The sequence below is a fragment of the Flavobacterium sp. genome, assembly GCF_031381455.1.
GTDB lineage: Bacteria > Bacteroidota > Bacteroidia > Flavobacteriales > Flavobacteriaceae > Flavobacterium.
In genome coordinates, this window is sequence record NZ_JANMXZ010000007.1 from 59676 (window position 1) to 73428 (window position 13753).

Here is a 13753-nt window from a genome sequence, read left to right on the forward strand (position 1 = left end):
AAGAATAAATACTCGAATTAAAACCATGATATAACAAGATTATGAAATAAATTTTTTATTTTCGTGGTACATTTACTAACAAAAATGTTGTTTTAAGATAAAGTTTTTTATTTTTGCCAACAAATTAAAAATTAAAATTAGAAATTATGTCAGACATTGCATCAAGAGTTAAAGCGATTATAGTAGACAAATTAGGCGTTGATGAAAACGAAGTTGTAACAGAAGCTAGCTTCACAAATGATTTAGGAGCTGATTCATTAGACACTGTTGAATTGATTATGGAGTTCGAAAAAGAATTTGATATTCAGATTCCAGACGACCAAGCTGAAAACATTGCTACTGTAGGTCAAGCTATTTCTTACATCGAAGAAGCAAAAAAATAATAATTACGAATCCGTGAGACTTGAACTAGTTTCACGGATTTTTATTATTTTTACTGAAAAGAGTAAAACCGATTGACATCCAATCTCAAAAATATTGAAATACCCTTGTCTCTTTAATGATTATATTTGAAGAAAACATGGGTATTATTTGTTTAAATACAATTGTAAAAAATAGATTATGACATTAAAACGAGTTGTAGTAACCGGTTTGGGCGCAATAACACCAATTGGGAATTCCATTGAAGAGTACTGGAAAGCTTTAATTAATGGCGTTAGTGGTGCTGCTCCAATTACTTATTACGATACCGAAAAGCATAAGACAAAATTTGCCTGCGAAGTCAAAAACTTCAACATTGAAAATTATATGGATCGCAAAGAGGCAAGAAGAATGGATAAGTTTGCACAGTATGCTGTTGCGGCAAGCCAAGAAGCCATTGCAGATGCCGGAATTACAGATACTAATGTTGACAAACAAAGAGTTGGTGTGATTTGGGGTGCCGGAATTGGCGGTTTAGAAACTTTTCAGGAAGAAGTAATCAGCTATGCGCAAGGTGACGGAACTCCGCGTTTCAATCCTTTCTTTATTCCAAAAATGATTGCCGATATTGCTCCTGCTCACATCTCGATGCGAAATGGTTTTATGGGTCCAAATTACACTACTGTTTCTGCATGTGCTTCTTCTGCCAATGCCATGATTGATGCTTTCAATTACATTCGCTTAGGAATGTGTGATGTCATTATTTCCGGTGGTTCAGAAGCTGCGGTTACGATTGCTGGAATGGGTGGATTTAATTCGATGCAAGCCTTGTCAACAAGAAATGATAGTCCGGAAACTGCTTCAAGACCTTTTGATGCAACACGTGATGGATTTGTTCTTGGCGAAGGTGCCGGTGCATTAGTTTTGGAAGAATACGAACATGCAAAAGCACGTGGTGCTAAAATATATTGTGAAATTGGCGGTGGCGGAATGTCGTCCGATGCCTATCATTTAACAGCTCCACATCCGGAAGGAATTGGCGTTATAGCGGTTATGAATAATACACTTCGCGATGCCGGAATGAAACCGGAACAAGTTGATCATATCAACACACACGGTACCTCAACTCCGCTTGGTGATGTTGCCGAATTGAAAGCCATCAGTGCTGTTTTTGGTGATCATGCTAAAAACATCAATATCAATTCTACCAAATCCATGACTGGTCATTTACTTGGTGCTGCTGGTGCGATTGAAGCGATTGCTTCAATTTTAGCTATGAAATACGGAATTGTTCCTCCAACGATTAACCATACTGTTGTTGATGAAAATATTGATCCAAGTCTAAACTTAACATTGAATAAAGCTCAAAAAAGAGAAATCAATGTAGCGATGAGTAACACTTTTGGATTTGGCGGACACAACGCTTGCGTTTTATTCAAAAAACTTGAAGCATAATCTCTAGATGAAAATTCTAAAAAAAATATTTCAAAAATCCCGTTCAACTGAGGACGGGATTTTTTTTAACGAAATTCAATCTATAATAGGTTTCAAACCTCAGTCTATTATTTATTACCAAAAAGCATTTACACATCGCTCCACAAATCAAATGGATTTAATAGGAAACCCGATGAATTATGAGCGTTTGGAATTTTTGGGTGATGCCATGTTAAGTGCTGTAATTGCTGCACATCTTTACAATAAAGCTCCTGCGGGCGATGAAGGTTATTTGACCAAGATGCGTTCCAAAATTGTGAGTCGGGAACATTTAAATGAATTGGGAAGAGACTTAAATCTGATCAGATTTGTGGAAAGTAAAGTGCCTACACAACACTTTGGCGAAAACATACACGGAAATATTTTTGAAGCATTGGTTGGTGCAATTTTCCTTGATAAGGGATATGACTATTGTGAAAAGTTTATCCAAAAAAGCGTTATCATTCCGTATGTTGACATTGCCAAACTCGAAGGAAAAGTTATTAGTTATAAAAGTTTGCTTATTGAATGGTGCCAAAAGGAAAAAAAATCATTCTTTTTTGATGTTTTTGATGATAATGGTAACGATGGACAAAAATATTTTGGTGTTAAACTGAGTATCGATGATAAAGTAATTGCCAAAGCGAGAGCAACATCAAAAAAGAAAGCGGAAGAAAAAGCATCGCAACGCGCATATTTTGCATTTCAGGAAAAAATTGACAATAAATAATGCTGATTCTCAAAAGCTACAACGTTAGAGTTCATAAAATATCGTCAAGCTAAACTTTTGTGTGTGGAAATCTGTAATAGATAAACTATATTTACATATAATTTTGCGAATTTATGGCCATTCACAAATTGCATCTTGAAGAGTTTGACGAAATAGATTACCAGTTAATTGCGATACATTCCACTTTAGAAGATTATCGATTGGCTTATTATATCAACCAAAATTTGCCGATTAATCTCCAAAAAGGCAATTGCAATATACAAATTAGCAATAAAGAAGGCGAAACACAGTTTACGAGATTTTTTTTTGAAGATTCAAAAGATATTGCATGGAATTTAGTTCAAAATAAAAATGATGTTTTTGTCCCTTCACAAAATAGCAATCAAGGGTTATTTGCCGAAAGTAGTAACAAATTTTCGACTAAAATTTATTTGATTCCCGAGTTTAAAAAAGTAGATTATTTTTTAAAAATTGAAAATGGGGAAGTCAAAATTGATGTGACAAAAATTACAAATAGTATTAAAAAAATAGATAGAGTAAGCACGGTTTACGCTGTAGAAGTAGAAAAAATAAAATCAAAAAATAATTTAATTTTTTAAGTATAATGCCAACTAGAAAAAAAACCAAAATCGTTGCCACACTTGGTCCCGCTTGTAGTTCTAAGGAAGTAATTAAGAGAATGATTGATGCCGGCGTGAATGTGTTTCGTGTTAATTTTTCCCACGCTGATTACGAAGATGTAAAAGAAAGAATAGCTATTATCCGAGGTTTGAATGTTGAATTTGGATACAACACTTCAATTTTAGCCGATTTACAAGGGCCAAAACTGCGTGTAGGTGTTATGAAAGAAGATGTTGTTGTTAATCCTGGTGATATTATAACTTTTCAAACTGCAGAAGATGTTCCCGGAACAAAGGAACGTGTTTATATGAACTACAAAGAGTTTCCTCGTGATGTAAATCCGGGTGAAAAAATTCTTTTAGATGATGGGAAGTTGATGTTTGAAGCTTTGGAAACTAATGGAACTACCGAAGTTGTATGTAAAGTAATTCAGGGCGGACCATTAAAATCTAAAAAAGGAGTTAACCTTCCGAATACAAAGGTTTCTTTACCAGCTTTGACAAAAAAAGATATTAAAGACGCGCTATTCGCAATAGAACAAGAAGTTGACTGGATTGCACTTTCATTTGTTAGAACTCCTAAAGATCTAGAAGAATTGCAGGATTTGATTGCCAAGCATTCTTCATATAAAATTCCAATTATTGCCAAAATTGAAAAACCAGAAGCAGTAGAAAATATTGATAAAATCGTTGCGTTTTGTGACGGATTGATGGTTGCTCGTGGTGATTTGGGTGTCGAAATTCCGGCGCATGAAGTTCCGTTAATTCAAAAGAAATTAATTCACAGAGCAAAAACAGCAAGAATTCCGGTAATTGTGGCAACACAAATGATGGAAACGATGATTACGAGTTTAACTCCAACTCGTGCTGAAGTTAATGACGTCGCGAATTCCGTTATGGATGGTGCTGATGCGGTAATGCTTTCGGGAGAAACATCGGTTGGAAATTATCCTGTCGAAGTAATCGAAAAAATGACGCAGATTATTGAAGCCGTTGAAGATTCGCCATTGATAATTGTACCACAAAATCCGCCTCATGTTAGAACCAAACGTTTTATTACCAAATCGATTTGTTATCACGCGGCGATTATGGCCAATGAGATTAAGGCAAAAGCAATTTCAACGCTAACCAACAGTGGTTACACCGCTTTTCAAATTTCGGCTTGGCGACCAAAATCGCATATTTTAGTGTATACTTCTAACAAAAGAATTTTGACGCAATTGAGTTTACTTTGGGGTGTTAACGCTTTCTTTTATGACAAATTTGTAAGCACCGATGATACTGTTGGTGATGTGAATGATATTGCCAAAGAAAAAGGATACGTAAAAAAAGGCGATATGCTTATCAACCTAGCAGCAATGCCGGTTGCCGATAAAGGAATGGTGAATACTTTGAGAGTTTCAGAAATAGAATAATTTTATACTTTTACATTTTAAAAACAAAATTATGAATTCAAACAACCCATTTTTCAAAAACAAAACGTTTACAAACACTTCCGCAACTGCAGAAGTTCATGAAGCTAAAATTATTGACCGCGATGAAACGATGACCGTTTCGGGAACCATCAATAAAAGTTTCCTAATGTTGATTTTATTAATTGCAAGTGCTGCTGTAACCTGGTCTATGGCGAATCCAATTATTTTTGCGATTGGTGGCGCTATTGTTGGCTTTATTTTGGTACTTATCGCTACTTTCAAACCGCAATATTCGGGTTTTTTAGCACCTGGTTATGCTATTTTTGAAGGTCTTTTTATCGGTGGGATTTCAGCTATTTTTGAAGTAATGTATCCTGGAATTGTGATACAGGCTGTAAGTTGCACTTTCGTAACGTTTATGGTTTGTTTTGGACTTTATAAATATGAAATTGTAAAAGTTACCGAGAAATTTAAATCGGTAGTTCTTGCAGCTACATTGGCAATTGCAACTTATTATTTGTTCTCATGGTTGTTGTCAATGTTTACCAGCTTCCAACCGGTTCATTATGGAAACTCTATGTTCAGTATCGGAATTAGTGCTTTTGTTATTGTTATTGCGGCACTAAATTTATTCCTGGACTTTGACCAAATTGAAAAAGGCGTACAACAAAAAATGCCAAAATACATGGAATGGTATGGCGCTATGGGATTAATGATTACGTTAGTTTGGTTGTATATCGAATTCTTACGGTTACTTTCTAAACTTAACAGAAAATAATCTTTCTCAAATAAAGAAAATCTGTCCTGCTTTAAAACGGGGCAACTTTTTTTATTATTAAAAAGTTTTTTGGGTAAAAGGAATTGAACCACAAAAGGCACAAAGAAAAACAAAGGCATAAAGTTATCGTTTGTGGCTTTTGAAACCTTTTGATTCTTTTGTGGTAAAAAATAACAAACCTTGGGTATAACTAAAACTCAAATCTTAATTGTACCACAACCGTTTTTTTGATTTCGGTATTTAAGTTGTTTAATGAAATTCCGAGCAGACGAACCGATTCTTTCATTCGTTCCTGAAACAGCAGCTCTTTAGCGGTCTCTAAAAGCAATCCTTTATCGGAAATGAAGTAAGGCAACGTTTTACTTCGGGTTTGTGTCGTAAAATCGCTGTATTTTATTTTGAGCGTTACTGTTTTTCCTGAAATGTTATATTTCTTTAAACGGTTTTCGAGTTCAGAAGCGATGCGTTCTAAACGTTCTATCATAAATATTTCTGAAGTCAGATTTTCATTAAATGTATGTTCTGCCGCTACGGATTTTGTAATTCTGTTGGGTTTCACTTCACTGTTGTGAATGCCGCGGACGATGTTATAATAATACAAACCACTTTTATTGAAGTGTTCTTCTAAAAATTCTGCCGATTTTAATTTTAAATCCTTTCCCGTAAAAATGCCCAAATGATACATTCTATCGGCCGTTACCTTGCCAACTCCATAGAATTTTTTAATATCTAAGTTTTCCAGAAAGGGTTCTACTTCTTCAGGATTTACTGTCTTTTGTCCGTTTGGTTTATTATAATCGCTCGCTATTTTTGCTACAAATTTATTTACCGAAATTCCGGCAGAAGCCGTAATTCCGACTTCTTCAAATATTCGCTTTCGGATTTCCTGTGCGATTAATGATGCGCTTGGATTTCCTTTTTTGTTTTGAGTAACGTCGAGATACGCTTCGTCTAAAGATAAGGGTTCAACCAAATCGGTATATTCGTGAAATATGGCTCTAATCTTTTTCGAGATTTCTTTATAACGCTCAAATCTTGGTCGGACGAAAATCAAATCGGGGCAATTCCTTTTGGCCTGAACGCCACTCATGGCACTTCTTACTCCAAACTTCCGGGCTTCATAACTTGCTGCCGAAACCACGCCACGGGTTTCGCTTCCGCCAACAGCCAAAGGCTTTCCTTTCAACTCTGGATTATCCAATTGCTCGACTGAGGCATAAAAAGCGTCCATGTCGATATGAATAATTTTTCTGTATGAAATTGGTTCAGCCATATCACAAATTTATAATATATTTACCTTACCAAGTGTTTGTTTGTTATTTGTGTTCGGTGAATGCTTCGCATTTGAAGACACGAGTGCAACGAACTGACGAAGTAAATAGCCCCGATTGAAGCGGCATCCTTTTTATTGTTTTGTGAAAATGCCCTTCTCCCGAAACTTCGGGAGCGCTGAGGGTTACAAAACAATAAAAAGATATAGCGGAAAGCGGGATTAAGCTCCTGAAATAAATCCTAAAAATGGTAGAAATAGAACGTAAATTTTTGGTGCTTTCGGATGATTTTATAAATGAGGCTTTCTCCAAAAAAAGAATTGTTCAGGCTTATTTGAATTCGAATCCGGAGCGAACGGTTCGCATCAGAATTAAAGAAGACAAAGGGTTTTTGACGATCAAAGGAAAGGGAAACGCAACTGGCACAACGCGATTGGAATGGGAAACTGAAATTCCGTTGCGAGATGCTGAAAAGCTATTGACGATTTGCGAAAGCAGCACTATTGATAAGATTCGCCACGAAGTAAAAGTAGGAAATCACGTTTATGAAGTTGATGTTTTTGCGGGCGAAAATGAAGGCTTAATTGTTGCCGAAATCGAATTGAAATTCGAAGATGAAGTTTTTGAAAAACCAAGTTGGCTTGGCAAAGAAGTCACAAATGACGAGCACTTTTATAATGCCTATTTGAGTATTAAGCCTTTTAAAAGCTGGTGATTATTTTGGCTGAAGCACTTCTTCTATCGTTACGATTACGACGCCCGAATTTTTGTTAACAGCAATATCCATAAATGCTCTTCTGCTTAAATCTATTTCACGTGCTTTTGAAAACGGGCCGCGGTCAGTAATCTCCACTATCACAGATTTCCCATTGGCTTCGTTAGTCACTTTTACTATTGTTCCAAAAGGTAATTTTTTGTGTGCTGCAGTATATCCGTTGTTGTCAAATTTTTTCCCGCTGGCAGTTCGTCTTCCGTTGAACTTATTGTGATAATAAGAAGCATGTGCCTTTTTCTTGAGCAGTTTTAACTTTGAATTGGCAAGGTAAAAATCTAAAGAATCAATGTCTAAAATTGTTTTAACTTTAAAGGTGTCAACTTTGACAACTGCGGCAACTTTTTCGGGCTCTTTGGGTTCAGGAATTTTGGCTGTTTTGGCTTTGCTATTCCCTTTTTTGTGATGTTTGTTTTGGGCTGAAATACTTGTAAATAAAGAAGTAAACAGTATAAAAAAAAGTATAAATATCTTATTATTCATAAGCGGTATTTTAATTTGAGGGCTAAATTACAAAAAGTGTACCTTGATAAAAATGGCCCTAAAAAGGACTTCTAGTTTTTACTTTTTAAAACCACAATTTCCATGGAATTCGAATTAAAATCAATAGCAATCCTATACCATAGAATATGAAAATACTATTAAATTTTGCTTCGCTGGTTGTTGCTTTTTTATGTTTTGACCAACCAATAGTTATTAAGATAATCGCTAGAATATTTATTAAAGGATGTTCCAACCATGTTAATCTTACATCTGATTCTGCCATTTGTCCAATCGAAGCTGAGCCAAGAGGTGATACAAAATATAAAATCAAACCTACTAACAATTGTATGTGTATAGCAATAAGTCCAAACAACGCAATTTTTCTGTCTTTGGCTGTAAATTCTTTTTTAGAAGATTTACCAAAAAGTGAATTTACCACTGCAAAAACTAATAATAACAAAGCTAAATAAGCCCATCCTGAATGGAATTTTTGAACAAAAGTGTACATCGTTTTATTTTTTAGAGTAACAAATATAACGAAAAAGGCATAAAAAAACGGCATAAAAAATTGCCGTTTTTGATAATTATTTGTTTTTCAGGAAGTGCTTGAGTAAAAATTCGGTTGAACTGTCATGTTGTTTCACTTTTGAATCGTGAATTTCATCCAAAATAGAATTGGCTAACTGTTTTCCCAATTCAACGCCCCATTGATCGTAACTAAAAATATTCCAGATAATTCCCTGAACAAATATTTTATGTTCATACAACGCGATTAAAGAACCCAAGGTTTTTGGCGTGAGTTTTTCTATTAAAAAAGTATTCGTTGGTTTATTGCCTGCAAAAACCTTGAATGGAAGCAAAAATACAGCTTTTTCTCCGCTTATGTTTTGTTTTTCAAATTCGGCTTTAACTTGCGCTTCGGTTTTACCGTTTAACAAAGCTTCGGTTTGTGCAAAAAAGTTAGACATCAACTTCTCGTGATGGTCTTGGTTTCCGTAAAGGGGTTTTACAAATCCGATAAAATCAGTTGGAATTAATTTTGTCCCTTGGTGAATTAATTGGAAAAAGGCGTGTTGTGAATTGGTTCCGGGTTCGCCCCAAATAATCGTACCGGTTTGATAATTTACCGGTTTGCCATCACGTCCCACGCTTTTCCCGTTGCTTTCCATAATGCCTTGTTGCAAGTATGGCGCAAGCTTTTGTAAATATTGTGTGTACGGAATTAAAGCTTCACTTTCGGCTCCAAAAAAGTTGTTGTACCAAATGCTTAACAAGGCTAAAACAACCGGAAGGTTTTTATCAAAATCGGCAGTTTTGAAATGCTCGTCCATTTCGTTGGCGCCTTTCAGCAAATCTTCGAAATTGTCGAATCCAACCGCTAAACTGATAGACAAACCAACGGCGCTCCAAAGTGAAAATCGTCCACCAACCCAATCCCACATTGGGAAAATGTTATTCGGGTTAATTCCAAAATCGGTAACTTTTTGAATATTGGTTGAAACCGCTACAAAATGTTTGGCGACGTCTTCTTGGTTTGCCGATTTTAAAAACCAAGTTCTAATAGTTTCTGAATTAGTAAGTGTTTCTTGTGTCGTAAAGGTTTTAGAAACGATTACAAAAAGCGTTGTTTCCGGATTAAGTTTTTTAATGATTTCGTTTACATGATCGCCATCTACATTGGAAACAAAATGAACGTTCAGATGATTTTTATAGAATTGTAACGCTTCAACAACCATAGCCGGACCAAGATCTGAACCGCCAATTCCGATATTGACAACATCGGTAAATTCTTTTCCTGTAAATCCTTTTCTTCCTCCAGAAATGATTTCGTTACTAAAGTTTTTGATTTTATTTTTTACTTCAAAAATTTCGGGTAGTACATTTTGTCCATCAACTAAAACAGTTGCGTTTTGTTGAGCACGTAAAGCTGTGTGAAGCACTGCTCTGTTTTCGGTTTGATTAATATTTTCTCCTGAAAAATAACTATCGATTGCTGATTTTAGATTTACTTCTTTGGCTAAATCCTGGAGTAATTTTAGCGTTTCCTGATTGATTATGTTTTTGGAATAATCTACTAAGAAATCATTCCATTTAATGTGAAGTTTTTCTGCTCTTGATGTATCATTGGCAAACATTTCCGTCATGGAAACATGCTTCATTTGAGCGTAGTGTTGATTGAGTTTTTCCCAGGCTTTTGTGCTGGTTGGATTTATATTTGGTAAAGCCATTTTTAAGATTTTTATTTAACTTCGTTCAATTCGCTTCGCTCGAGTCATACTATTCGGCTTATCAGCCTCGGGTGAATGACAAATTTACAAATATGATTGGTATAAAATTTAGTAATCTTTTACGCTAACGTTGTAGTTGTGAAAATTATTTTTTGGATGCACCCGAAACACTATCCAATTCTCTTTTTAACGGATTCATGTATTCCATATATTTTTGTCTATATTTTGAATCCATCGGTGTAGAGGTTGGTAATTTCAATCGTAGCGCATCGACTTGCAAACCATTTCTCCAAAAACGATAGCAAACGTGCGGTCCAGTCGCTAAACCTGTGCTTCCTACTTTACCAATAACTTGACCTTGAGTTACTCTTTGTCCACGTCGAACCAATATTTTAGACATGTGTAAATACTGCGTCGAATAGGTTTTGTCGTGTTTTACTTTGACGAAATTACCGTTACCTGTTGTAAATCCGGCTTGCTCAACAACGCCTGCAGCGGTTGTCATGATTGGTGTTCCTGTTGGTGCTGCGTAATCGGTTCCTTTATGTGCTTTCCAAATTAATTGCACTGGATGGAATCTGTTTTTGGCAAAACGAGACGTAATATTTACGAATTTCAATGGTGCTTTTAGGAAAAAGTTTTTCAATGTTTTCCCTTCTTCATCGAAGTATTGCTGCTTTTTGTTATTGGCATCGGGTGCAAATGGAAAAGCATAAACTTTCTTTCCTTTGTATTCAAAAAAAGCTGCTTTCAAACTATCAACGCCATCATAAATCGTGTCATTAATGTATCTTTCTGTAAACTTTAAAGCAAACTTATCTCCTTTTTTTAACTTGAAAAAGTCAATCGACCAGGCATAAATTTTAGCTATTCTTGAAGCCAGCGCGGGATCAACTTTTAGATTTTGAAGTGTTTCCGAAAGCGAACCGTTTAATGCGCCTGCAATTGTTCGGGATTTAAAAGTTAACGGCTTTGTTTTTTTATGAACTACAATTGAATCTCTGAAATCAATCACATAAAAATTCAATCTGTCTGGTTGGTATATAAAAACCTGAATTTTGTTGGTTCTGTCTTTGCTTCTGAGAATGGTAAATGGTTTTCCTTTTCGGATACTTCTAACATCAAAAGTATCTTTTGCTTTGGCTACAATATCGTAAACTTCCCTTCCGTTAAGGTTTTGTTTTTCTAACAAACTTCCAAAAGTATCTCCTGAATTTATGGTGTCATTCACTATGTTAAAATCGTGCATATTGAATCCAAATTCAACCAATTTTGGTTTGGCTTTTGGAACAATAACTTCTTCTTCTTGGACTTTATTACATGAGATTATGAATGTTGACAGAAGAAAAACGAGAAATGCTTTTTGAAAGATTTTTGACATCATACTTACCTATACACCTTCTCCCCAATTTTTTAATTCTTCTTCGCTCCATAATTCTGGGAAAAATATTCTGCGTTGGTATTTTGGATGCATGTATTTTTTCCAATCACTTCCTCCGGTTGCTTCGCCTGAACCTTTTCCACTGTCAATATACTTTCTGGCAGCATTCAAATGTCCCATTACCCATGTAATGTTTACGGTGTGATCATAATGACGCATTGCTTTTACAAGTTCACTATCTTTTTGGTCAGCGTCCGGCAATTGCTTGAATTTTTGCCAAATATTAATAGTGTTGTATTCTTCCATATAGCGAAGAAATTCTTCACGGTACTTTCTCTCGAATTCTAAAATCAAAAATGATTTTTCTCCGGTTTGATGATCTTTTCCGGCAGCTTGCCAATAGAGATGTTCAAATGCGTGAGCATAAGGTGTATTTCTATCAATAGATGCTCTGAATCGGTAATCAATTAGGTTGATTAAATCTGTTGAGGAAAATTCTATAAATCGGTATTGAGCACTTTGAAATCCACTTGCCGGAGTTAGTGTATTTCTAAATTTCATGTATTGTTCTACTTCCATTCCGTCACCCATGATGTCGAAAGAAGTCGTCAACATATCAAAATAGCGACTGATTCGTCGCAGTTTTTCAGTAAAAAAATTTGTTTTTGGTTTATCGGTATGACACAATTGATTAATTTCCCAGAGTATCATTTTGAACAATAATTCATTGACTTGATGGTACATAATAAAAACCATTTCATCGGGAAGTACGGTTCTTTGTGTTTGCAAATTCAGTAAAGCATCTGTTTGAATATAATCCCAATAGGTTATTGGCTTTGACCAAAGCAACCCTTCAAGATGTGTTTCGATTTTTTGATTTATGGCATCAAATTTTTGTTCTAATGCTTCTAATATTGCTTCTGAATTTGTTTTAGTATTCATCAATTATTTTAATTTAACCATGAATGGATTTTTTAATCCCTTATAACTTTCTAAATCGGCTTTTATAGATCCAACGGCTAAGCTAGCTTTTATTCGCAATGGAATTTTATTTTCATCATCTGTAATCCAAACCGTAAGACTTTCTTCTTCTTTAAAAACTCTTCCCGATTGAACAACAGGTCTAAACATCATGGTTGAAGCGGTCCCAAATTTAGTTTTTAAATTTTCTCTGCCTATGAATTTTAACTTAAACTTGAATACTTCGTCATCAAAAAACATATCTACCACAATCGATTCTCCAACTTTGAGTTTATCAATGTTTGGATGGTTTCTTAAAAAGTAAAAAGTTGAAATTATATCCTGAACGTTCTCGGTAACTGAAATCGTTTTCTCTGTTTTGTTTTTATAATCTTTCACCAAGACCTTATTGACATCTTGATTAAAAAATCCTTCCTGATTTTTAGTGTAACCTCCTTCGTCAATTTTTCTAACAAATTGAAAAGGTTTGTTGGTTTCTTTATCAAAATAACTTTCATAGTTGTCATCAACCTTAAAGAAAAAACGTGACATTCCGACCGTATATCCTTTGCCAATGGCATGATATATTTTTTTGTTGCCTTTGAGAGCTTCCTTTACTTCAAGAGTAGCATAGCCAGCATTTACAAATCCGTAATGGATTCTGAATTTAAACCATTCCCCTGAATCATAGGCCTCGGGCTTTTGAGAATCGAAACTTACAGTTATAAAAACCAATAATAGCAGAAAATATTTTTTCATGTTTGGGGTTATTTTTATACTGCGATTGCAATTTCTGTTCCAAATGTATTAAAACAAAAAAACCCAGTCAAATTAATGACCGAGTTTTTATGCTATTAACCAACCAAAAAACTATAAATTATGAAAATTTACATAAAAATATCGGGAAACCACTCCTCCTATTTTTGATGGTACAAAGATAGTGTGTTGGTTGATAAATTTTCAGCGAAAAATCGACTTTAACGTTTTTAATTCAATAACTACACCACTACAACGTTATATTTTAGTTATACTTTTTAAAATTTAACATTTGTGTTACAAAGTACCTCGTTTTTCCTGTTCACGCTCAATTGATTCAAATAACGCTTTGAAGTTGCCCGCTCCAAATCCTTTTGCACCCATTCTTTGAATAATTTCAAAAAATAAGGTTGGTCGATCTTCGACAGGTTTTGTAAATATTTGAAGCAAATATCCATCCTCGTCAGCATCTACCATAATGGCGAGCCGTTCGATTGCCTGAAGGTCCTCATGCATCATTTTCATG

The 13753-nt window shown here is 35.0% G+C and carries 14 protein-coding genes and 1 pseudogene; 7 read left to right on the top strand and 8 right to left on the bottom strand.

Translation table 11 applies throughout. The annotated features are described in order from the left end of the window. Positions 1-146: 146 nt before the first annotated feature. The 6 genes from RMN97_RS01580 to RMN97_RS01605 all read left to right on the top strand — a co-directional run bounded on the left by RMN97_RS01580 (position 147) and on the right by RMN97_RS01605 (position 5376). On the top strand, positions 147-383 hold the full coding sequence (locus RMN97_RS01580; RefSeq protein ID WP_007137004.1) for an acyl carrier protein: 237 nt from the start codon (positions 147-149) through the stop codon (positions 381-383). Positions 384-561: 178 nt separating this feature from the next. Next, positions 562-1815, top strand: a complete 1254-nt coding sequence (fabF, locus tag RMN97_RS01585; protein WP_309612771.1) for a beta-ketoacyl-ACP synthase II — start codon at positions 562-564, stop codon at positions 1813-1815. Positions 1816-1822: 7 nt separating this feature from the next. Then, positions 1823-2563: a ribonuclease III gene (gene rnc, locus RMN97_RS01590; protein WP_309612772.1), complete on the top strand. Its 741-nt coding sequence runs from the start codon at positions 1823-1825 to the stop codon at positions 2561-2563. A gap of 113 nt (positions 2564-2676) precedes the next feature. Continuing rightward, entirely contained in the window at positions 2677-3162 is a 486-nt protein-coding gene (locus RMN97_RS01595; protein ID WP_309612773.1) for an IPExxxVDY family protein, read from the top strand. Between the two features lie 5 nt (positions 3163-3167). Beyond that, entirely contained in the window at positions 3168-4598 is a 1431-nt protein-coding gene (gene pyk / locus RMN97_RS01600; RefSeq protein ID WP_309612774.1) for a pyruvate kinase, read from the top strand. A 31-nt stretch (positions 4599-4629) separates the two neighbouring features. Further along, entirely contained in the window at positions 4630-5376 is a 747-nt protein-coding gene (locus tag RMN97_RS01605; RefSeq protein ID WP_309612775.1) for a Bax inhibitor-1/YccA family protein, read from the top strand. Between the two features lie 190 nt (positions 5377-5566). Here the strand turns inward: RMN97_RS01605 and dinB are convergent, their stop codons facing one another. Then, positions 5567-6649, bottom strand: coding sequence for a DNA polymerase IV (dinB, locus tag RMN97_RS01610; protein WP_309612776.1), 1083 nt, complete (start codon positions 6647-6649; stop codon positions 5567-5569). 245 nt (positions 6650-6894) lie between these two features. Here dinB and RMN97_RS01615 point away from each other — a divergent pair, with 245 nt between their 5' ends. After that, positions 6895-7362 carry a CYTH domain-containing protein gene (locus tag RMN97_RS01615; RefSeq protein ID WP_309612777.1) on the top strand — a complete coding sequence of 156 codons (468 nt, stop codon included), beginning with the start codon at positions 6895-6897 and terminating at the stop codon, positions 7360-7362. Here the strand turns inward: RMN97_RS01615 and RMN97_RS01620 are convergent, their stop codons facing one another. From RMN97_RS01620 to RMN97_RS01650, 7 genes and pseudogenes are all read right to left on the bottom strand, one after another. Further along, positions 7363-7902 (bottom strand): septal ring lytic transglycosylase RlpA family protein, encoded by a 540-nt coding sequence (locus tag RMN97_RS01620; RefSeq protein WP_309612778.1) that lies wholly within the window; start codon positions 7900-7902, stop codon positions 7363-7365. 85 nt (positions 7903-7987) lie between these two features. Then, a complete protein-coding gene (locus RMN97_RS01625) occupies positions 7988-8410 on the bottom strand; it encodes a hypothetical protein (protein ID WP_309612779.1) in 423 nt (140 codons plus the stop codon). Positions 8411-8486: 76 nt separating this feature from the next. Beyond that, a complete protein-coding gene (pgi, locus tag RMN97_RS01630) occupies positions 8487-10130 on the bottom strand; it encodes a glucose-6-phosphate isomerase (RefSeq protein ID WP_309612780.1) in 1644 nt (547 codons plus the stop codon). A 145-nt stretch (positions 10131-10275) separates the two neighbouring features. Continuing rightward, the gene (locus tag RMN97_RS01635; RefSeq protein ID WP_309612781.1) at positions 10276-11514 is read right to left on the bottom strand and encodes a peptidoglycan DD-metalloendopeptidase family protein; all 1239 of its coding nucleotides are present in this window, start codon (positions 11512-11514) and stop codon (positions 10276-10278) included. Between the two features lie 6 nt (positions 11515-11520). Continuing rightward, on the bottom strand, positions 11521-12453 hold the full coding sequence (locus RMN97_RS01640; protein WP_309612782.1) for a tryptophan 2,3-dioxygenase family protein: 933 nt from the start codon (positions 12451-12453) through the stop codon (positions 11521-11523). 3 nt (positions 12454-12456) lie between these two features. Beyond that, the gene (locus RMN97_RS01645) at positions 12457-13230 is read right to left on the bottom strand and encodes a DUF3108 domain-containing protein (RefSeq protein ID WP_309612783.1); all 774 of its coding nucleotides are present in this window, start codon (positions 13228-13230) and stop codon (positions 12457-12459) included. A gap of 294 nt (positions 13231-13524) precedes the next feature. After that, a pseudogene (locus RMN97_RS01650) lies at positions 13525-13753 on the bottom strand (4-hydroxyphenylpyruvate dioxygenase); the annotation flags it as partial.